Origin of the sequence: Halosimplex amylolyticum, from assembly GCF_051414035.1 — an archaeon.
GTDB lineage: Archaea > Halobacteriota > Halobacteria > Halobacteriales > Haloarculaceae > Halosimplex > Halosimplex amylolyticum.
The window spans coordinates 1-18,460 of the sequence record NZ_JBLKNW010000011.1; the positions used below are offsets into that span (position 1 = coordinate 1).

At 68.1% G+C, this 18,460-nt stretch carries 17 protein-coding genes and 1 pseudogene; 11 read left to right on the forward strand and 7 right to left on the reverse strand.

The genetic code is table 11. The annotated features are described in order from the left end of the window. Nucleotides 1-238: 238 nt before the first annotated feature. The 4 genes from ACMGFE_RS24010 to ACMGFE_RS24025 all read left to right on the forward strand — a co-directional run bounded on the left by ACMGFE_RS24010 (nt 239) and on the right by ACMGFE_RS24025 (nt 3,821). Nucleotides 239-1,414 (forward strand): 3-dehydroquinate synthase II, encoded by a 1,176-nt coding sequence (locus ACMGFE_RS24010; protein WP_436927804.1) that lies wholly within the window; start codon nt 239-241, stop codon nt 1,412-1,414. Between the two features lie 301 nt (nt 1,415-1,715). Beyond that, the gene (locus ACMGFE_RS24015; RefSeq protein ID WP_436927805.1) at nt 1,716-2,459 is read left to right on the forward strand and encodes a hypothetical protein; all 744 of its coding nucleotides are present in this window, start codon (nt 1,716-1,718) and stop codon (nt 2,457-2,459) included. Further along, on the forward strand, nt 2,452-2,784 hold the full coding sequence (locus ACMGFE_RS24020; RefSeq protein ID WP_436927806.1) for a winged helix-turn-helix domain-containing protein: 333 nt from the start codon (nt 2,452-2,454) through the stop codon (nt 2,782-2,784). The genes ACMGFE_RS24015 and ACMGFE_RS24020 overlap by 8 nt, the downstream gene beginning before the upstream one ends. Further along, the gene (locus ACMGFE_RS24025; RefSeq protein WP_436927807.1) at nt 2,781-3,821 is read left to right on the forward strand and encodes a glycosyltransferase family 4 protein; all 1,041 of its coding nucleotides are present in this window, start codon (nt 2,781-2,783) and stop codon (nt 3,819-3,821) included. The genes ACMGFE_RS24020 and ACMGFE_RS24025 overlap by 4 nt, the downstream gene beginning before the upstream one ends. 45 nt (nt 3,822-3,866) lie before the next feature. Here ACMGFE_RS24025 and ACMGFE_RS24030 read toward each other — a convergent pair whose 3' ends face one another. The 4 genes from ACMGFE_RS24030 to ACMGFE_RS24045 form a co-directional block, all read right to left on the reverse strand. After that, the gene (locus ACMGFE_RS24030) at nt 3,867-4,304 is read right to left on the reverse strand and encodes a DUF7575 domain-containing protein (protein WP_436927808.1); all 438 of its coding nucleotides are present in this window, start codon (nt 4,302-4,304) and stop codon (nt 3,867-3,869) included. Nucleotides 4,305-4,337: 33 nt separating this feature from the next. Next, on the reverse strand, nt 4,338-5,048 hold the full coding sequence (locus tag ACMGFE_RS24035) for a type I 3-dehydroquinate dehydratase (protein WP_436927809.1): 711 nt from the start codon (nt 5,046-5,048) through the stop codon (nt 4,338-4,340). Between the two features lie 121 nt (nt 5,049-5,169). Next, nucleotides 5,170-6,078 (reverse strand): methyl-accepting chemotaxis protein, encoded by a 909-nt coding sequence (locus tag ACMGFE_RS24040; RefSeq protein WP_436927810.1) that lies wholly within the window; start codon nt 6,076-6,078, stop codon nt 5,170-5,172. A 183-nt stretch (nt 6,079-6,261) separates the two neighbouring features. After that, nucleotides 6,262-7,230, reverse strand: coding sequence for a transcription initiation factor IIB (locus tag ACMGFE_RS24045; RefSeq protein WP_436927811.1), 969 nt, complete (start codon nt 7,228-7,230; stop codon nt 6,262-6,264). A 253-nt stretch (nt 7,231-7,483) separates the two neighbouring features. Between ACMGFE_RS24045 and yjjX the strand changes: the two genes are divergently transcribed. Together yjjX and ACMGFE_RS24055 are read left to right on the forward strand one after the other, a co-directional pair. After that, nucleotides 7,484-8,005, forward strand: a complete 522-nt coding sequence (yjjX, locus tag ACMGFE_RS24050) for an inosine/xanthosine triphosphatase (RefSeq protein WP_436927812.1) — start codon at nt 7,484-7,486, stop codon at nt 8,003-8,005. 71 nt (nt 8,006-8,076) lie between these two features. Continuing rightward, nucleotides 8,077-8,283 (forward strand): hypothetical protein, encoded by a 207-nt coding sequence (locus tag ACMGFE_RS24055; protein ID WP_436927813.1) that lies wholly within the window; start codon nt 8,077-8,079, stop codon nt 8,281-8,283. A gap of 22 nt (nt 8,284-8,305) precedes the next feature. Here the strand turns inward: ACMGFE_RS24055 and ACMGFE_RS24060 are convergent, their stop codons facing one another. Continuing rightward, a complete protein-coding gene (locus tag ACMGFE_RS24060; protein ID WP_436927814.1) occupies nt 8,306-10,153 on the reverse strand; it encodes a flippase-like domain-containing protein in 1,848 nt (615 codons plus the stop codon). Nucleotides 10,154-10,291: 138 nt separating this feature from the next. Then, complete coding sequence (locus ACMGFE_RS24065; protein WP_436927815.1) at nt 10,292-12,097, reverse strand: radical SAM protein; 1,806 nt, start codon at nt 12,095-12,097, stop codon at nt 10,292-10,294. A gap of 303 nt (nt 12,098-12,400) precedes the next feature. On the opposite strand from ACMGFE_RS24065, the gene ACMGFE_RS24070 reads away from it, so the two are divergent. After that, on the forward strand, nt 12,401-13,600 hold the full coding sequence (locus ACMGFE_RS24070; RefSeq protein ID WP_436927816.1) for a DUF7344 domain-containing protein: 1,200 nt from the start codon (nt 12,401-12,403) through the stop codon (nt 13,598-13,600). A 7-nt stretch (nt 13,601-13,607) separates the two neighbouring features. Further along, complete coding sequence (gene ddfA / locus ACMGFE_RS24075; protein ID WP_436927817.1) at nt 13,608-13,865, forward strand: DdfA family disk-determining factor; 258 nt, start codon at nt 13,608-13,610, stop codon at nt 13,863-13,865. Nucleotides 13,866-14,069: 204 nt separating this feature from the next. On the opposite strand, the pseudogene ACMGFE_RS24080 reads toward ddfA, so the two are convergent. Continuing rightward, a pseudogene (locus tag ACMGFE_RS24080) lies at nt 14,070-15,970 on the reverse strand (ABC transporter ATP-binding protein). A 170-nt stretch (nt 15,971-16,140) separates the two neighbouring features. On the opposite strand from ACMGFE_RS24080, the gene ACMGFE_RS24085 reads away from it, so the two are divergent. The 3 genes from ACMGFE_RS24085 (at nt 16,141) to ACMGFE_RS24095 (ending at nt 18,448) form a co-directional block, all read left to right on the forward strand. Further along, on the forward strand, nt 16,141-17,553 hold the full coding sequence (locus ACMGFE_RS24085) for an ATP-binding protein (protein ID WP_436927818.1): 1,413 nt from the start codon (nt 16,141-16,143) through the stop codon (nt 17,551-17,553). 81 nt (nt 17,554-17,634) lie between these two features. Continuing rightward, nucleotides 17,635-17,793: a DUF7559 family protein gene (locus ACMGFE_RS24090; protein WP_436927819.1), complete on the forward strand. Its 159-nt coding sequence runs from the start codon at nt 17,635-17,637 to the stop codon at nt 17,791-17,793. 85 nt (nt 17,794-17,878) lie between these two features. After that, nucleotides 17,879-18,448: an Hsp20/alpha crystallin family protein gene (locus tag ACMGFE_RS24095; RefSeq protein ID WP_436927820.1), complete on the forward strand. Its 570-nt coding sequence runs from the start codon at nt 17,879-17,881 to the stop codon at nt 18,446-18,448. Nucleotides 18,449-18,460 lie beyond the last annotated feature (12 nt).

Consider the following 18,460-nt stretch of genomic DNA (forward strand, 5'->3'; position numbering starts at 1 on the left):
TCCTCGAAAAACATGGGTGAAAAAGGCTGAATCCTCGCTTCGCTCGGATTCAGTGAATCGCGCTCGCTCCGCTCGCGCGAATGCCAGTGGTCAGTTCGCACTCGTACGTATCAGACGGTTCTCGCGAGATCAGGCCGAAAGAAACAGGCATACACGCCAAACGACAGAGCGTCAGACGCAAATTACCGATAGCGCCGGTTCCGCCACGTTCAAATCGGACGGGGGCGAGCGTGGATACATGACACGGCAAGTGTGGCTGAAAGCCGACGACGAAGTCGGCGACTGGGACGAGCGCAAGCGGCGGATAACCGCCGGACTCGAGGCGGGGGTCGACTGGGTCCTCGTCGACGACGCGGACGTCGAGCGGGTCCGCGACCTCGGCGCGGTGAACGTCGCGGCGTTCACGAACGGCGACGTCCACGTCATGGACGCGGAAGCGGACGAGGAAGACGAACCCGACGTCGCGGTCGTCGGCAAGGACGGCGAGGGCGACGGGTCGATGGACATCCCCGGCGACCTCTCGGGGTCGGCGGATCTGTCCGTCCTCCGCCAGGACGGCAAGGCGACGGCGGGCTACGTCCGCATCTTCGACCAGCGCTACGAGGAGTTCGCCGAGGAAGTGGCGACCGCCGCCGACTACACCATCGTCGTCGGCGAGGACTGGCAGATCATTCCCCTGGAGAATCTCATCGCCCGCATTGGCGACGAGACGAACCTGGTCGCGGGCGTCACGACCGCCGAGGAGGCCCGCACCGCCTACGAGACGCTGGAGATCGGCGCCGACTCCGTCCTGCTGGACACCGACGACCTCGACGAGATCCGCAAGACCGTCGAGGTCCGCGACGAGATGGGCCGCGAACAGGTGGACCTCGTCGAGGCCGAGATCCAGGAGATCGAACAGACCGGCTCCGCCGACCGCGTCTGCATCGACACCGGCAACCTCATGGAACACGACGAGGGGATGCTCGTCGGGTCGATGTCTCGGGGGCTGTTCTTCGTCCACGCCGAGACCGCCGAGTCGCCCTACGTCGCCTCGCGGCCGTTCCGGGTGAACGCCGGGGCCGTCCACGCGTACGTCCGCACGCCCGACGGCGGCACGAAGTACCTCTCGGAGCTCCGCAGCGGCGACGAGGTGCAGGTCGTCGACACCGAGGGTCGCACCCGCGAGGCAATCGTCGGCCGCGTCAAGATCGAGAAGCGCCCGATGTTCCGCGTCAGCGCCGAGGTCGAGACCGACGACGGCGTCGACCGCATCGAGACGCTCCTCCAGAACGCCGAGACGATCAAGGTCGCCACCTCCGAGGGCCGCAAGGCCGTCACCGACCTCGAAGTGGGCGACGACGTGCTCGTCTACTACGGCGACAAGGCCCGCCACTTCGGCGAAGCCATCGAAGAGAGCATCATCGAGCAGTAACGCGCGCACTCCCCATCGCCGTTCTTCTCTTTCTCTCGCAGTTCCTCGCCTTCTCTCCCGGCTCCCCTCTTTCTCTCTATTCCTCTCTTTCTCTCGCCGGCCCTCTCTCCCGTTCGCTGTGGCTCGCTCACGCTCTCACGGCAACAGACCCTTCTCCGCACGTCTCGTCACCGATCGACGCTGGTCCGGGCCGCTGACCCGCGTTCGAACCCGGGCCGAGGCGTTCGATGTGAGTTCGATGTGAGTTCGATGTGAGTTTTCGAGGAAAGATTTAAATAATATCTCGCCGAGAACTCACACTATGGCGAGAGAAGTGCGGATCACTATCGACGACGACGAGGTCTTCGAGCGGATGAAGGCCCGCAAGCGGGACCTCGACCTCTCGTGGGAGGAGGTCCTCCACCGGGGGTTACGCGAGGTGCCCGAGGAGCGCCAGGGAGAGCCGAGTCCGCCCGGCGCAGGCGCGGGTGTGGGCCCAGGCCGGGAGGATCGTCGCCGTCCCGAGGACGAACAGCGCGGTCGGCACGGCCACGACGTGAACGTCGAGTTCGACGCCGGATCGGTCGACCCCGGCGACTCTATCGGCGCGATGGTCGACGAGATCAAGGGGCAGGTCCAGAACCAGGTCCGTGAGTCGCTGCGCGCGTCGATGGAGTCCGTCGAAGCGACCGGCGCGGACCTCGAACGCGAGATGACCGAACTCGAACGCGCGGAGGACGCCGTCCTCCGGTTCGACGACGTGACGGGCGACGACCCGCGCTACCGGGTGCCGCTTCGCGTCCGTCTGGAGACGAGCCGCGGCGGTCTCGACTTCGAGGTCGTCGCCGTCCGCGGGGGCAAGTCCGTCTCCGGCATGAACCGCTTCGACCGCGAGACCCGCCAGTCCATCAACGAACACCTCGCTCGCGGCGGGACGGCCACGCTGTCGTTCGACGACGAGGAGACCTACGAGGTGGGCCCGGCAATCGCCTGGCGCCGCGACGACGACGGGGCGCCGATCGTCTCCGACGTCGGGATCCCGGAGGTGCTGTTCGATGATGAGTGAGCGCGCCGACGGGGGCGAGGCGCCCAGCGACGGCGACGACGGTCGCCAACCTATCGGCGCGAGTCCCGGCGAGCGAGTGGACCCCGCGGCAGTGACGGACACCTTCACGCTGCTCAGCGACGAGACGCGGGTGCGCATCCTCGCGGCGCTCGCCGACGCCGACCGCGAGGCGGTGTGCTTCTCGGACCTGCGCGGTCGTGTCGGCATGGCCGACTCCGGCCAGTTCAACTACCACCTCGACCGGCTCCGCGGCGACCTCGTCGCGAAGACCGACGACGGCTACGCGCTCACCGAAGCGGGGCGGGCCGTGGCGCGACTGCTATGAGAGTCAGCCACTACTTCGAGGGCGAAGGCGTCGTCACCGGCGGGTTCGCCCAGTCGGTCAACAACCAGCGCGCGATCCTCGACCGCCACGGGATCGACTACACGACGGAACCGTCGCTGGACGTCGACCTCCTCCACCTCAACAACGCCGGCCCGCGCTCGATCTACTACGCCAAGCGCGCTCGCCGGCGCGGGATCCCCGTCCTCTTTCACACGCACAACACCGCCGCTGACTTCCGGGACAGTTTCGTCTTCTCGAACGCGCTCGCCCGCCCCCTCGGCCCCTACCTCGCCTACGCCTACGACCAGGCCGACCACCTGATCTGCCCCTCCGAGCACAACCAGGAGGTGATCGCCAGCTACACCGACACGCCTTCCACGGTCATTTCCAACGGCTTCGACCACGAGCGCTTCGCCGGCTGGGACGACCCCGACCTCCGCGAGGAGTACCTCGACCGCTACGACCTGGAACCGCCGGTCGTGTTCATGTTCGGTCACGTCATCAAGCGCAAGGGTCTGCGAACGTTCGTCGAGACGGCCCAGGAACTCCCCGAGTACGACTTCGCCTGGTTCGGCTACCTCAACCCGACCGGCGGGCGACTCGACAGGTTCCTCCAGCCCCGCGAGACGCGCAAACTCGTCGAGTACTCCCCCGAGAACTGCACCTTCACGGGCTACATCGAAGACCCGCGGGGTGCGCCCGCGGCCGGCGACGTGTTCTTCTGGCCGTCGAGAAACGAGAACGAGGGGATGGCGCTGCTGGAGGCGATGCACTGCGGGAAGCCACCCGTCATCCGCGACATCCCCACCTACGAGTGGCTGGCCGACGGCGAGGACTGCCGCAAGTGCGAGACGACCGCGGCGTTCGCCGAGACGATCGCCCGGCTCTGCGAGGACGCCGACGAACGCGACCGGGTCGGCGACAACGCCGCGGAGACGACCGAGCAGTTCACCCTGGACGCCGTGGGCGAGAAGCTGATCACGCTCTACGACGAGGTCGTGAGCGGACCGACGAACGAGCGGACGCCGACGGGGTGAGGCAACGGTGCGGAACAGTTCTCCGGCCTGTGCGGAGGCCGCCGATCAGACGCCCGTGCCGGAGTCGTCGGACTCCGACTCGGACTCGGGTTCGGGGGCGATGCGCTCGGTGCACCAGTGACAGAAGTCGATGTCGGGGTCGACGTCTCGACCGCAGTTGGGACAGGTCGTCCCTTCCTGGACGGCGGCGTCGCGGTTCTGGCGCTTGGCCATCCAGTAGGCGTCGATCATGCTGAAGACGGTGATGGAGACGAGTGCGAGCGCTGCCTCGGGCGGGACGTTCTCGGCGGCGCGGAAGAGCGACTCGACGCTGACCGTCTCGGGCATCGCGTCCTCGGGCATCAGGAGAGCGAAGCTCGTCACGTTGAGGAAAAACCAGACGAGTGCGCGGAGCCACTCGCGCAGGTAGACGTGCCCGAGCCCTGGGTAGAGGAAGGCGAGGACGACAGCCAGCCACGGCCGCGTGTTGTTCCGAGTACTCACTGTTAGTTGCCCGAGTTCGGGCGTCCCGCGTTGTTAAGGTTCCGACTCCCCGGCTTTCGGCCCCTCGCTCCGCAGTCGCTCGACGAGTGCCGACAGCGTCGCGAGGTCGTACTGCCCGGGGGCGGTCGCGTCCGCGGGGTCGACCGGCGCGTAGCCGATTCGCGAGCCGTACAGCGGTGCGACCGCCCGGGAGTGGCGACCGGCTTCGCCCATCGCCATCGTCGCGACGGTCTCGCCGTCGGTCGTCGCGTCCCACGTCGCGCCGAGCAGGTCGAGCACGTCGCCGGCGCCCTCGGCGGTGACGGCGAGTTTCGCCACGTCGCCCCAGCGGCTCGCCTCGGCGAGCACCTCCCGCATCGAGTCGCGATGGGGCGTCTCCGCGAAGTCGTGCGTCGAGACGACGACCGCCGTCCCGCGGTCGCGTGCGTAGTCGACGACGCCCGCGGCGTCGCCGTCTTCCAGCGCGGCCAGTTCCACGTCGATCGCGGCGACCGCCTCGTGAGCGGCGGCCGTCCGGAGCGCGTCGAGGCGTTCCTCGCCGTCGGGCGCCTCCCCGCCCTCCCAGGTCGGCCGGTTCGTCGCGATCAGCGGCAGGTCGCCGTCGTACGCCGCGAGCGCGTCCAGCGGGTCGCTCGCCATGTCCAGGCGGAACTCGACGGCGTCGGCGTGGTCGCGCGCGTGCGGTTCGTCGCTCAGGTCCGCGGTCGCGGCCGCGAGGACGAACGACGAGAAATCGAGGTCCATGTCGCATCGTTCGGCGAGGCGGGAAAAAAGCGTCCGGATCTGCGCGCAGTCGGACGGCCGGTGCGGGGCGGCAGTCGGTCGCCAACCGGTCGCGTCCGCCTCCGCGCGCTTGCGGCTCGGCCTACCGGGCCAGATCGCGGATCAGGTTCTGAATCTCGGTGATCTGGGCGGTCTGTTGCTGGTTGGCCGCGGCGATGCGTTCGATCTCGCTGGCGACCTCCTCGGCGCTGTCGGCGGTCTGGTCCACCATCGAGGCGACCTCTTCGGTCGACGCTGCCTGCTCGTCGGTGGCGCTCGCGACTTCCTGGGCGCCCTGGGCAGCCTCTTCGACGGCGGCGTCGATCTCCCGGAGCACGTCGACGGTGTCGTCGACCTGTTCGATCCCTTCATCGACCTGTTCGTTGGCGTGATCGATGCTCTCGACGGTGCTCTCGGTGTCGCTCTTGATGTTCGAGACGAGCTGTTCGATCTCCGTGGCGTTCTGCTGGGACTCCTCGGCGAGGCTCTTGACCTCGTTGGCGACGACGGCGAAACCCTCGCCCGCCTCACCGGCCCGCGCCGCCTCGATCGACGCGTTGAGCGCCAGCATGTTCGTCTGGTCCGCGATGTCGTTGATCACCTCGACGATGTCGTCGATCTCGTCGATCCGGTCGCGCAACTGCTCGACGTCGTCGGAGACGTCGGTGTTCGCCTCGTCGACCGCCTCCATCGCGTCGATGGCGTCGTCGGCCATCTCGCGACCGTCGTCGGCGAGGTCGCGCGCTTCCGTGCTGACCTGCCGCACCTGGTTCGCGCTGGAGGCGACCTCCTCGACGGTCGCGCTGAGATTCGAGATCTCGCCCGCGACCTCTCGCATCGTCTCGGACTGCTCGTTCGCGAGGTCGCTGATCTGCTGGGTACTACCCGAGACGCTCTCGGAGGCGCGCAACAGCTCGTCGATCGCCGTGCCGAGTTTGTCTACCGTCATGTCCCCCGCCTCGTCAGAGACGTCGCGTGTGTCGGAGGCGAGATCGCCGGATTCAGAAGCCATGTGCGTACCCGCGGAAGCGAGCGAATTAAGCGTACCTCCGCGGTTATCAGGCCTGATTTTCGAGGGAATACCGTCCGTTCGAGCGCTGCCGCTCGGCGATACCCTCCGGCGGGAGCGGTGCGAACGGAGTCGCAGTCGGCCGGCGCACAGGTTCGTCGTGGCGGGGTGCGAACGTCGGCCGGGTCAGGCCATCGGGAGGCCCTGCTCGGCCTCCAGTAGTTCGTGGTAGCGATTGCGGATGGTGACCTCGGAGATGTCGGCCACTTCGGAGACGGCGGCCTGGGTCGTCTTCTCGTTCGTGAGCAGGGCGGCCGCGTAGACCGCAGCAGCGGCGAGGCCGACGGGCGACTTGCCGGAGTGGACGCCCTGCTCTTTGGCGTTCTGGAGGAGCGTGCGAGCGCGGTGTTCGGCCTCGTCGGACATCTCCAGCGAGGAGGCGAATCGCGGGACGTAGCTCTCGGGGTCGGCGGGCGCGACCTCCAGGCCGAGTTCCCGGATGACGTAGCGGTAGGTGCGCGCGATCTCCGACTTCTCGACGCGGGAGACCTCGTTGATCTCGTCGAGGCTACGGGGGACGCCTGCCTGTCGGGCGGCGGCGTAGACGGAGGCCGTCGAGACGCCCTCGATGGAGCGGCCCGGCAGCAGGTTCTCGTCGAGCGCGCGGCGGTAGATGACCGAGGCGGTCTCGCGGACGTTCTCGGGCAGGCCGAGCGCCGAGGCCATGCGGTCGATCTCGCCGAGCGCTTGCTTGAGGTTGCGCTCTTTGGAGTCTCGGGTGCGGAAGCGCTCGTTCCACTTGCGCAGGCGCTGCATCTTCTGGCGCTGGTTCGAGTTCAGCGAGTTGCCGTAGGCGTCCTGGTCGCGCCAGTCGATGTTGGTCGAGAGGCCCTTGTCGTGCATCATGTTCGTCGTCGGCGCGCCGACGCGCGATTTCTCGTCCTTCTCGCCCGCGTCGAAGGCGCGCCACTCGGGGCCGCGGTCGATCTCGTCGGTCTCGACCACGAGGCCGCAGTCCTCGCAGACGGTCTCGCCGCGCTCGTCGTCGACGACGAGGTGGCCGCTGCACTCGGGACACGACTGGTGGGCTCGTTCGTCGGTCTGTTCGTCTTCTCGTTCGTCCGTCGGCTGGGTTCTGAGTCGAGAGTCGCTCATAGCTCTGGGGCGTACTCATCCGGGGTGGGTAGCGCCGCAAAAATCCCGGACGCGTCCGATGGTGAGACAACCATTCGGAGATACCTTTATAAATCTGTTGGTATCGGATTCGCACTTCGCTCGAAACGGCGGAACGAACCGGTTTCGGACGGTGTGTGAACGTGTTTCACGCCGTTTAATTGCGGGTTTATATACGGACGGCGACCGAGCCGGGAGCGAAACGACCAAGCGCTCGGTGGCGGGAGCCGAGGGTATGGAACGCGTCGCAGTCGGGAGCACGAATCCGGTGAAGGTCCGGGCGACCGAGCGAGTCGCGGACGAACTGTTCGAAGCGGACGTGACGGGCGTCGCCGTCGACTCGGGCGTGTCGGAACAGCCGACCGGGCGCGCGGAGACGGTGACGGGCGCGGAGAACCGCGCGGCCCGCGCGCTCGAAGCAGCCCCCGAGGCGGCCTACGGCGTCGGTATCGAGGGCGGCGTCGCCGACCTCGACGACCGGCCGGGACTGTACCTGATCATGTGGGCCGCAGTGTCCGACGGCGAACGACTGGAGCGGGGCGGCGGCGCGTCGCTCCGGCTCCCGGACGACGTCGCCGCGCGAATTCGGTCGGGGGAGGAACTCGGGCCGGTACTGGACGACCTGCTCGACACCGAGGGGCTCAAAGAGCGAGCGGGCGCGGCGGGCGTGCTCACAGACGGCGCTATCGATCGGGAGTCGGCGCTGGTTCACGCGGTGGCCTGTGCGTTCGGCCCGTTCGCAACGGATCTGTACTGAGTTTCGCGCTCCGCTCGGTCTGGCGGTCGCTCCCCCCAAGGTCCTTCGGCGCGCGGATCGATACGTCTCCTATGGACGTCGACCATCCGCTCAGAGTCGCGTTCCGGTACGTGTCGATCCTCGTGCTCGTGCTGATCGGGGCCGTCCTCTTCCTGTTCCCGGAGCCGTTCACGTCCGCACTCGGGTTCGTCCTGCTCTCCGTCGCGTTCGTGTGGCTCAGCTGGGCACGCTCCCGCGAGACGGCCGCCGAATCCGTCGAGGTCGACACGAGCGGCTGACCCTGTCGCAGAACCCGCCCGGTCAGTCCTCGGTCGCCGCGGCGGCCTCGACCTCGCCGGCCTCGCGGCTCTCCTCGACGGCGGTGGTCAGCGAGACGTTGAGCCACGCCATCGAGACGAGGCCGCCGAGGATGGTGACGACGTTCTTGACGACGTGGTCGACGATGGAGATGGCGAACGCGACCGGCGCGGTGACCGACGTGAGCCCGAAGACGATGAGCGTGAACGCGCCCTCGTAGAGGCCGATCCCGCCGGGCGAGAGCGGGAGGACCTTCGCGAGGTTGCCGACGCTGACAGCGAAGAAGGCCGTCCCGACGAGCGCGACCGTGATCTCCTCGCCGAACGCGTAGAACACGACCAGCGCGGTCAGCACGTCGACGACCCAGATGACGAGACTGCCGACGCCGACCCGGGCGAACGCGCCCCGGTCGCTGATGACCGTCTGGACGTCACCGACGAACTGCTCGATGACGCCGGCGACGTAGTCGGCGTAGGAGTCGTTGCTGACCGCCGTCACGACGCGGTGGACGTAGTCGGTGTCCCGGCGAGCGCTGAGGAGGACCCCGGTGACCGCGAGGACCGCGGCCCCGCCCACGAACGCCGCGACCTGCAGCGCCGTCCGCGCAGCCGCCCCCGGATCGATCGTCTCGCCGCCGATGGAGACCGGCGGCACCTCGGCGGCGATGGCCTCTGCGATCTGGTCGGTGCCACCGGTCAGGACGAGGCCGACCAGCACCGTGCCCGCGAGCACCGTGATCGCCAGCAGGTCGAACACGCGCTCGATAGCCAGCGACGCGAACCCGCTGGGGTAGGGCACGTCGCGGCGCGCCTTGACGATGTAGGCGCGGACGCCGTCGCCGAGTCGCGCCGGGAAGACGAGGTTCCCGGTCTGACTGATGAAGATGGCGCCCGTCATGAACCACGTCTCGCCCGAGTAGCCGAGTCGGTCGAGGATGTCGCGGTATCGCAGCCCTCGCAGGGGCCACGAGAACAGGTAGACCACGCCGGAGAGCGCGACCAGTCCGAGGTCCGCGCCGCTCATCGCGTCGAAGACCGCGTCCAGGTCGAACACGACGCTGACCGCGACCGCGAGCGCGAGCATCACGAGCACAGAGCCCGCCGCCATGCTCACACGCTGGGAGAGCCGCGGACTCACGGAGAGTTGCCACCACGTCCGGAGGATCTGGCTCCCCATGCCGAACACGTCCCGCACGAGGTCGACTTTCGTGTCGCCCTTGGGCTCCCAGTCGACGGGGAACTCCTTGACCCGGTAGCCCCGGCGCTGGGAGAGCACGAGCACCTCGGTGTCCCAGAACCAGTGTTCGTCCTCGACCTCGCCGCGGAGCGCGTCGAACGTCTCCCGGGAGATGGCCTTGAAGCCACACTGGTGGTCCTGCATGTCCGAGCGGAGGAACAGGCGCACCAGCGTGTTGTACCCGAGGCTCGAGACGGCGCGTTTGCGCGGGCGGTCGGCCTTGTTCTCGGGCATCCAGCGCGAGCCCGTCGCCACGTCGTACTCGCCCGACCGGACGCTCTCGACCAGCTCTTCGAGGTGTTTCATGTCCGTCGCCAGATCCGTGTCGAAGTAGACGAGCGTGTCGCCGGCCGCGCGCTCGAAGGCGTACTCCAGCGCGCCGCCGCGGCCCAGGCGCTCGTCGCTGTGGATGTGGCGCACGCGGTCGTCCTCGCTCGCCATCCGCGACGCTATCTCGGGCGTGCGGTCGTCGCAGCCGTCCTCGGCGACGATCACCTCGAACGCGCCGGCGGGCAGAAACGAGGCGAGCGTCTCCAGCGCGACCTCGACGGTCGCCTCGATGGTGGCCTCCTCGTTGTAGGCCGGGAGGACGACGCTCACCTCGACGTCACTCATTGGTCCAGGTAGCGGCAGGGACGGCCAAGAACCTTCTGTTCGCCTGCGCAAGGTCGGCCCGTCGACGGGTGGCCGTCGCCCGATCTGGGGGTTTCGATCGCGAGCCCTGGACGTGTCCGGTCGGCGACTGTGGCCGACTCAGTCGCCGACTTCGAACTGACCGGGGGCGTCGCGCACGTCCGCGTAGTCGTCTCGGTCCGCCCGGTCCGCGAGTCCCGGGATCTCGATCGGTGTCGCGCCGTCGACCGTCGCGAACGTCGCCAGGTCCGCGTCCGTCCCCACTGCGTCGACGTCCTCGTACGGTCGGTCGACGACGATGTCGCCGGCGGTCGACCGACCGACGCCGGGGATCGCCCGGAGTTCGTCCATCGACGCCGAATTGAGGTCCAGCGGATAGGGCACGCCCGTCACCGAGCGATAGCCGTGGTCGGTGACCGCCACGTCGACGATCTGTCCGAGTTCGCGCTCGCCCGGCACCGCCACGAGCAGCGCGTAGGTCCCCAGCTGTCGGCCGAAGGTCTTGCCGTCCTGGTGGTACTCCAGGTGGACGTCCGGCAGGACGGTCCCCGGAGGCGCCACCCGCTGGAGCATCGCGTTGTCGATCTCCTCCCGCACTTCTCGCTTGTACTGTTTGAACTGCTGTTTGTGGTCGCGGGCGATCTCCGCGCCCGTCTCGCTCATCTCGGTCCCCTCGAAGGCCATCACCTGCCGGATGTTGATCCGGCGGACCATCAGCCCCTCGTCGAGGATGCTCTGCAGGAACGCCTTGTTGTGTTCGAACGTCTCCGAACGCTCGCCCTTCAGCCCGTGGACGAGGTTGATCCCCGGCAGGAGTTTCGGGAGGCGCCGCGCGGCGCCGTCGCCGAACTGCGGGGCGTCGTCCGGGTCCTCGCCCGGGCGCCAGCCGCCCTCCTCGTTGACGACGCGGACCGCTTCGAGACACTCCTCGGCGCTCACGAGCAGGTTGTTCTCCTCCTGGACGAGCGGGTCGGCCGATTCGAGGCCGAACGCGGCGGTGTCGCCGGGCGTGTTGTGCTCGGCGATGATCCGGATCCCCTCGCGGGACTTCTCGGGGTAGTCCGTGATCGTCACCGGGTTCATGTTGTCGAGGTGCAGCGTTCGCAGGTCTGGCGCCACCTCGCGGATCCCGCCGTAGAGGTCCCGCAGCGCCTCGGGGTTGGGCGCCTCGCCGTCGCCGCCGAAGGCGAGGATGTCGGCCTGTCGCCCGAGTCGGAAGTCGCGGACGCCGTGGTCCGACAGGGCGTCCACTTCGTCGACGACGGACTGCGCCGAGCGGAACGCGGGGTGGCCGTAGAGCGGTTCCGTGCAGAACGAGCAGCGGTAGGCACACCCCCGCGAGGTCTCCATCTCGGCGATGAGGTAGTCGGGGTGGTTCGGGTGCTGCTCGACGACGAACGCGCCCTGCTCGGCCCAGCGGGCGATCTCCTCGTTGTCGCGCATCCGGTCGCCGAAGCCCTCCAGCCCGTTCGCCGCGAGGTCGTACGCGGCGGCCTCCACGTCGCCTTTCGCCACGAAGTCGTAGTCCAGGTCGTCGCGCTCGGTCTCCTCGGCGCCCTTGTTCTCCTCGCCGACGCCGAAGCGGATCGGCCCCCCCAGCAGGGTCGTCCCGTCGGCCTCCCAGGTGAGCCGGCGCACCTCGTCCGGTTCGGCGGGGGTGCCGCCGACGTACTTCCCGGGGACGGTCATCCCACCGACGTAGATCATCAGATCAGCCGCGGCCACGTCCGACCAGCGCTGGCGGTCCTCGCGGAGCGCGTCGATGGTGTGGTAGGTGATCTGCGCCGCGGGAACGCCGGCATCGACGAGCGCCCCCGCGGTGTACCGCGGGTACGTCGAGATGTAGGGCGGCACGCCGAAGTGCGCCGGCTCGTCGACGTACCCGTCGACGATAGTCACGTCGAGCGTCGCGGGGTCCGTAGTCATGGGCTCGGATACCGTCTCGACGGATAAAAGGACGACGTGTCTGCACGAGGGCGGTCGCCGACGGGTCGCCCGGCCGGCGGCTACCGGCCAGAAACGGTGGACTCGGTGCCGCACCCTCGGAGCGGGAAACCGGACCACGGAGCACCCTAGCGGTTCGTTACCGGGCCGGAACGCCCCGATACTCCCCAGCAGGAACCCGACTATTCCGGAATAGCGTACCGTTACGATCAGTTATGTGCGGGTTTCGAGTTGCATAAAACAATTAGGCGCGACCCCTTTTATTATCAGCTATCTTGAGCGTGTATGGTCGACCCTACGAGCGAGGACGGCGGAGCGGACCGTGCTCCGATCGACGACGTCTTTGCCTGCGTGGCATCCGAGGACCGCCGCCGAATCCTGGGCCTGCTGTCCGAACGGGCCCCCGAACCAGTCACCTGCGAAGAACTGGCGACGGCGCTCGCCGCCCCGTCGGACGGGAGATCGCCCGAGGAAGTGACGGGCGAGCAACGCCGGCAGGCTCTGGTTACTCTCCGTCACGCCCATCTACCGAAACTGGCGGCCGCGAATCTCGTCGAGCGCGACGACGAGACGGTCGCGCTCACAGACCACCCCGCGTTTCGGGATCCGGGTCTCCTCGAAGTCCTCCAGGGCGAGACCACCGCCGATCCCGAATCGCTCGACGCGCTCTTCCGCGCGATCACCGACGGTCGGCGTCGCGCCGTCCTCGACGTGCTCAGTCACCAGTTCGGTCCAATCCGCCTGGAGACGCTCGCACGTGAGATCGGGGCCTACGGCCGAGACGTGAACGAATCCGACGTCGCCACGGAGGACGTCGAGCGGGTGCTGGGCCGCCTCCACCACGTCGATCTGCCGCGCCTCTCGGACGCCGGGGTGGTCACGTACGACGCCGACGAGCAGACTGTCGCGTACGACGGCCATCCGCAGTTGCGCGTGCCGTGGATGCATTCGGTGCTCCAGCCCGAATTCCGCCAGAGCCTCACTGGCGAAGCGGATCCCAGTGGGATCGGGGACATGGAGGGCCGCGAAAACGTCGTCTCGTTCGGCCAGTCGCTGTGCGACCGGGCCGACGAAGAGCTGTTCTGTATGTTCACGGACACGCAACTGCTCGAAGCGGGCTGTCTCACCCGTATCAGGGACGCTTCCCGACGCGGCGTGGACGTGTACCTCGGGACGCGAGACCCGGTCATCCGGGAATACGTCCGGGAGAACGCCCCAGAGGTAGTTCTGTGGGAACCCAACACCGACTGGCTGAACCTGCCCGTCGCCGGCGATAGAGTGGGACGTCTGCTCGTGGCCGACCGCGAAGCCGTCATGCTGGGGACCCTCCTGGAGGAACGGACCGACGGCGTCCACGAGGAACAGGCCATCGTCGGCGAGGGCGAACACAACACCCTGGTCACGATGATCTGTCAGCTGCTCGGCCCCCACCTCGAAGCGATCGAGGAGGGCGCCGAAGACGTCGAGGCCCGGCTCCCGCTGTAGTTCGACCATGTCTGGGCCAGACGACGGCGATCACGACGGATCGATCTCGCTGTCCGGAGACGAGATCGGCGAGGAACCGGCCGAAGCCGTGGTCATCGCGGTGGCGGAGGTGACCGGGCAGTCCCCGCTGGAGATGGAACCGCTTCCGGAGGTGATCGACCCCGACGCGCTGAATTCGCTGTTCGACGGCGAGCGCGACCAGCTCTCGTCCGTGTCGGTCACGTTCGACTACTGCGGACAGCGGGTGACCGTCACGAGCGGCTGAGTCCAGAGTGCCCCCACCGCCGCTACCGAGAATCCGTCGCGAGACTGTCGAGTCGGTTCTGAATCCGTCGTAAAACCGTTCGGGTCGTGTCGAAATCGTCGCTGACTGTGCGTTCTCGCGAGAGGCGCGGGAAGCGAGTGCTCCGCGCGGGGACTACCGAGGTCCGTCTCGAACGGGGACCACCCCCAGAGACCGGCGCCCGGGTTAGTCGTCGGCACGCGCGGGTTGCTCGCCGGCCTGTGCGTACCACAGGTCGGCGTAGTCGCCCCGTTCGCGGAGCAACTCGTCGTGGGTCCCGCGTTCGACGACCGCGCCGTCGTCCATCACGACGATGCGGTCGGCGTCGCGGATAGTCGAGAGCCGGTGGGCGATGACGAACGCGGTGCGGTCCTCGACCAGCCGGTCGAGGCTCTCCTGGATGCGCTCCTCGGTCTCGGTGTCCACGTCGCTGGTCGCCTCGTCGAAGATGATGATCTCGGGGTCGTTCAACAGTGCGCGGGCGATGGCGACGCGCTGGCGCTGGCCTCCCGAGAGCTTGATTCCCCGTTCGCCGATCTGCGTGTCGTAGCCCTCGGGGAGATCCTCGATGAACGCGTCGGCCTCGGCGGCGCGAGCGGCTTCGCGGACGCGCTCGCGGGCCGCGTCGTCGCCGGCTTCCTCGCCGTCGAGCACCTCGCGGTCGCCGTAGGCGACGTTCTCCGCGACGGTCCCCGAGAAGAGGTACGGCTGTTGCTCGACGACGGCGACGTGGTCGCGGAGGCTCTGGAGACCGTATTCGCGCACGTCGCGGCCGTCGACGCTGACGACTCCCTCGTCGGGGTCGTGGAACCGCGGGACGAGTTTCAACAGCGTCGACTTCCCCGCACCGGTCGGGCCCGCGAGCCCGACGGTGTCGCCCGCGCCGACACGTCCAGCGTCACGTCCCGCACCACTGGTTCCTCATCGTATGCGAACGCCACGTCCTCGAACGCGACGGATCCGTCGATCCGGTCGGGCTCGTAGGGGTCGTCGGGTTCGGTCACGTCGGGGGCCTGCCCGAGCAGGCCGAAGACGCGCTCGGCGCTGGATTTTGCCAGCTGGTACTTGTTCGCTGACTTGCCGACGCGGCGCATCGGGGAGTACAGCCGCCGCAGGTAGAGGAAGAAGACGGCGAACGTCCCGGCGCTCAGCGCCGCCTCGCTCTCGGGGTTGTTGATCAGGTCCATCCCGGCGACGTAGAGGATGGCGACGAAGACGACGCCGGTCAGCAGCCGCAGGCCGGCGAAAAAGCCCCGGCGGATCCGTAACGCGGCGACCTTCTCGTCGTGGTACGTCTGGCTCTGGGCCTCGACGCGCTCGCGCTCGAAGTCGTAGCGGTCGAAGGCCTTGATCACCGCCGCGCCGCTGAGATTGTTCTCCAGACGGGTGTTGAGCCGTGCGACGGTCTGGCGGATCGACCGGTAGCGCGGCTCGATCCAGCTGAGGAAGAGGCCGCTCGCGAGGCCGATGATCGGGACGGGCGCGAGCGCGATGAGCGCGAGTTTCACCGAGTACGTCGAGAGGATGATCGCGATGCCGCCGACGGTGGCGACGACGCGGATGAACTGGCGGAACTCGGTGTTGAGGAACGACTCAAGCCGGTTGATGTCGCTGTTGAGGATGGACATCATCCCACCGGTCTGGTGGTCGGCGAAGAAGTCCATCGAGAGGTGCTGCAGGTGGTCGTACGTGTCGTTTCGCAGGTCGCGCTGTACTTTCTGTGCGGTGGACTGCAGGAGATAGCGGGAGGCGAAGCGGGAGACCGACCGGACGAGATAGGCTACTGCGGCGATGGCGACCAGCCGCTGGAGGAAGGCGACCTTCGCGGCCTCTGTCGTGATGTCCCCCGGCGGGAGGACGCCCGCCTGGGTCAGCAGACCGGGCTCGCCGTTGTTGAGGACGACGCGGTCGATGGCCGCGGCGACGATGATCGGCGGGACCAGCCGGGCGAACCGGGTCAGAAACGAGGCGAACACCCCCACGGTCAGGCGGAGCCAGTACGGCGTCGCGTAGCCGAACAGCCGCCACATCGGGTTGCCGTCGAGGTTCTCCCGGACCCCCTCGAACCCGCCGTGTTCGTCTGCCATGCGAGCCAGTTCGACTCCGGACTGAAATATCCCGGGCTTGCAGCCAACGGCTCCGGTTCGGGACCGAGACCGACCCGTGCGTCGGGTTCGTGTTCGACCGCTGCCACCAGAGTTATCGTCTGGGAAAATCCGGCAGATAGCTATAACACCCCTTCTGGGAAATCTACAGTATGATACGGACGTCGTCGATCGACGTGCTCCTCGTCGACGACAGCGGCTTCTTTCGGCAGATCGTCTCGGACAGACTGGGCGCGACGGAGAACATTTCGGTCTCGAATGCGAGCAGCGGCGAGGCGGCGCTGGAGGTCCTCGCCGACCGCTCGGTCGACTGCGTGGTGAGCGACTTCGAGATGCCGGGGCTGAACGGGCTGGAACTGTACGAACGCGTCGAGGCCGAGTACGGCCTCCCCTTCATCCTGCTGACGGGCCAGGGCGACGAACAGACGGCGAGCCGGGCGATCGGCACCGGGATCGACGACTACCTCCGGAAAGACGACATCGCCGAGGAGGGACAGCTCCAGTTGCTCGCCAACCGGATCGAGAACGTCGTCGCCCAGCGCCGCGCCGACGAGAAGTACGAACTACTGGTCAACAACACGCCCGACGAGATCACGCAGGTCGCGATCGACGGGACGATCACGGCCGCGAACGACGCGGCCGCGCGGTCGTTCGACACGACGCGCGACGGACTGATCGGGAGCCACCTCGCGGACGTCCTCCCGACGGACACGGCGGCGACGCGCATCGAGAACGGTCGGAAGGCGCTCACGGCCGGCTCGGCGGTCACCTTCCAGGACGGGTACGGCGTCCGCCACTTCCACAACGTCGCCGCGCCGGTCAGGGTCGGGAGCGAGTCCGATTCCTTCCAGCTCATCACCCGCGACATCACCGAGCAGAAGCGCCGCGAGCGGGAGTTACAGACCCGGACCGAGGAACTCGCGGTCATCAACAGACTGGTCCGCCACGACATCAACAACGACGTCCAGTTGCTCGTCGGCTGGGCCGACGGCATCGAACGCCACGTCGACGGGGAGGGCCAGGAGTACGTCGACCGGATCCAGCACACCTGCGACCACATCGCGGAGCTGACGACCATCGCACGCGATTTCGTCGACTCGATCGGCAGCGACGCGGAGTTCGCGCTCGACGCCGTGAACCTCCGGCACATCCTCGAAGACGAGGTCGAGAAGGCCGACCGGCGACACGACGAACTGACGGTGACACTCGACGGCGAGATCCCGGACGTCGACGTCAGGGCCAACGAACTGCTCTCCTCGGTCTTCGGGAACCTGCTCAGCAACGCCGTCCGCCACAACGAGGGGACCGACCCGCGCGTCACGGTCAGCGCCGAGGCCTCGGCGACCGACGTCACCGTCCGCGTGGCCGACAACGGACCGGGTATCCCCGATTCGCAGAAGGAGTCCGTCTTCGGCAAGGGCGAGATGGGGCCCGAGAGCCCGGGGACCGGGATCGGGCTGTACCTGGCGCACACGCTCGTCGAACAGTACGGGGGGACCATCGCGCTCGAAGACGGGGAGCCGGGCGGTTGCGACTTCACCGTCTCGCTCCCGAGACACGCCTGACCTGCGCGGGCTACTGGACGGCGAGCTCGCACGCGTCCGGGCGCCGAAAACAGTATCCGTCGGCCGTCCGAACCCGCGACCATGCCACCGACGAAGGAGATCAAGTGCACGAGCGAGGACTGCTTCCTCGACATGTTCGAGAACCACTACACCTACGACATGCCCGACGACCACTCCGTCGACGACCTGCAGTGTCCAGTCTGCGGCGGGACAGACTGTCTCGAAGCGATCGAACTGTAGCGGTCGCGCCGTCTCCCACGTTGCACCGTTCTGTCCTGCGTCGGCGGGCACAATCCTGAAGGGAACACCGCTCTAACCCGCAGGTATGAGCAAGATCCGTCACATCGGGGAGTCGCTCGGCAACGCCGTCCTGGAGAACGTCGGTCGCGCGATGGGACGCGCCCAGGAGCGGACGCCCCTGCCGGTCGACCTGCTGGAGAGCGAGGAGGCGTACCTCGCGGTCTTCGACGCGCCGGGCGTCCGCGGGTCGGACGTGCAGGTGCAGTACGACGACGGCGCCGTCGAGGTGCGCGTCGACCGCTTCCGCGGGTTCCACGAGGGCTTCGAGATGCGCTACCCCGGTCGCGGCCTCGCGCTCGACGGCCGCGTCGAACTCCCGGAGCACGCCCGCGTCGACGCCGAAGCCGCGACCGCGACGCTCCGCGACAACGGCACGCTCGAAGTCGAGATTCCGAAGACCGACGAACCCGTCGAGGCCGACGTCGACGAGGCGCTCGAAACCGAGAGCGTCGACGAGGCCGACGCCGGCGCGAACGAACTCGACGCCGACGCGACCGCCACCGCCGGCGACGAGGGCGACGCCGAAGCGGACGTCGACACCACCGCCGACGCGGACGACACAGACGAGGACGGCTGGACGGACGCGACCGAGTAACGGGCCGCGACC

Bases quoted from the DNA above. Each gene is read 5' to 3' on its own strand.
- ACMGFE_RS24010 (WP_436927804.1), top strand. From the start codon at position 239: ATGACACGGCAAGTGTGGCTGAAAGCCGACGACGAAGTCGGCGACTGG.
- ACMGFE_RS24015 (WP_436927805.1), top strand. From the start codon at position 1,716: ATGGCGAGAGAAGTGCGGATCACTATCGACGACGACGAGGTCTTCGAG.
- ACMGFE_RS24020 (WP_436927806.1), top strand. From the start codon at position 2,452: ATGAGTGAGCGCGCCGACGGGGGCGAGGCGCCCAGCGACGGCGACGAC.
- ACMGFE_RS24025 (WP_436927807.1), top strand. From the start codon at position 2,781: ATGAGAGTCAGCCACTACTTCGAGGGCGAAGGCGTCGTCACCGGCGGG.
- ACMGFE_RS24035 (WP_436927809.1), bottom strand. From the start codon at position 5,048: ATGGACCTCGATTTCTCGTCGTTCGTCCTCGCGGCCGCGACCGCGGAC.
- ACMGFE_RS24040 (WP_436927810.1), bottom strand. From the start codon at position 6,078: ATGGCTTCTGAATCCGGCGATCTCGCCTCCGACACACGCGACGTCTCT.
- ACMGFE_RS24045 (WP_436927811.1), bottom strand. From the start codon at position 7,230: ATGAGCGACTCTCGACTCAGAACCCAGCCGACGGACGAACGAGAAGAC.
- yjjX (WP_436927812.1), top strand. From the start codon at position 7,484: ATGGAACGCGTCGCAGTCGGGAGCACGAATCCGGTGAAGGTCCGGGCG.
- ACMGFE_RS24055 (WP_436927813.1), top strand. From the start codon at position 8,077: ATGGACGTCGACCATCCGCTCAGAGTCGCGTTCCGGTACGTGTCGATC.
- ACMGFE_RS24060 (WP_436927814.1), bottom strand. From the start codon at position 10,153: ATGAGTGACGTCGAGGTGAGCGTCGTCCTCCCGGCCTACAACGAGGAG.
- ACMGFE_RS24065 (WP_436927815.1), bottom strand. From the start codon at position 12,097: ATGACTACGGACCCCGCGACGCTCGACGTGACTATCGTCGACGGGTAC.
- ACMGFE_RS24070 (WP_436927816.1), top strand. From the start codon at position 12,401: ATGGTCGACCCTACGAGCGAGGACGGCGGAGCGGACCGTGCTCCGATC.
- ddfA (WP_436927817.1), top strand. From the start codon at position 13,608: ATGTCTGGGCCAGACGACGGCGATCACGACGGATCGATCTCGCTGTCC.
- ACMGFE_RS24085 (WP_436927818.1), top strand. From the start codon at position 16,141: ATGATACGGACGTCGTCGATCGACGTGCTCCTCGTCGACGACAGCGGC.
- ACMGFE_RS24090 (WP_436927819.1), top strand. From the start codon at position 17,635: ATGCCACCGACGAAGGAGATCAAGTGCACGAGCGAGGACTGCTTCCTC.
- ACMGFE_RS24095 (WP_436927820.1), top strand. From the start codon at position 17,879: ATGAGCAAGATCCGTCACATCGGGGAGTCGCTCGGCAACGCCGTCCTG.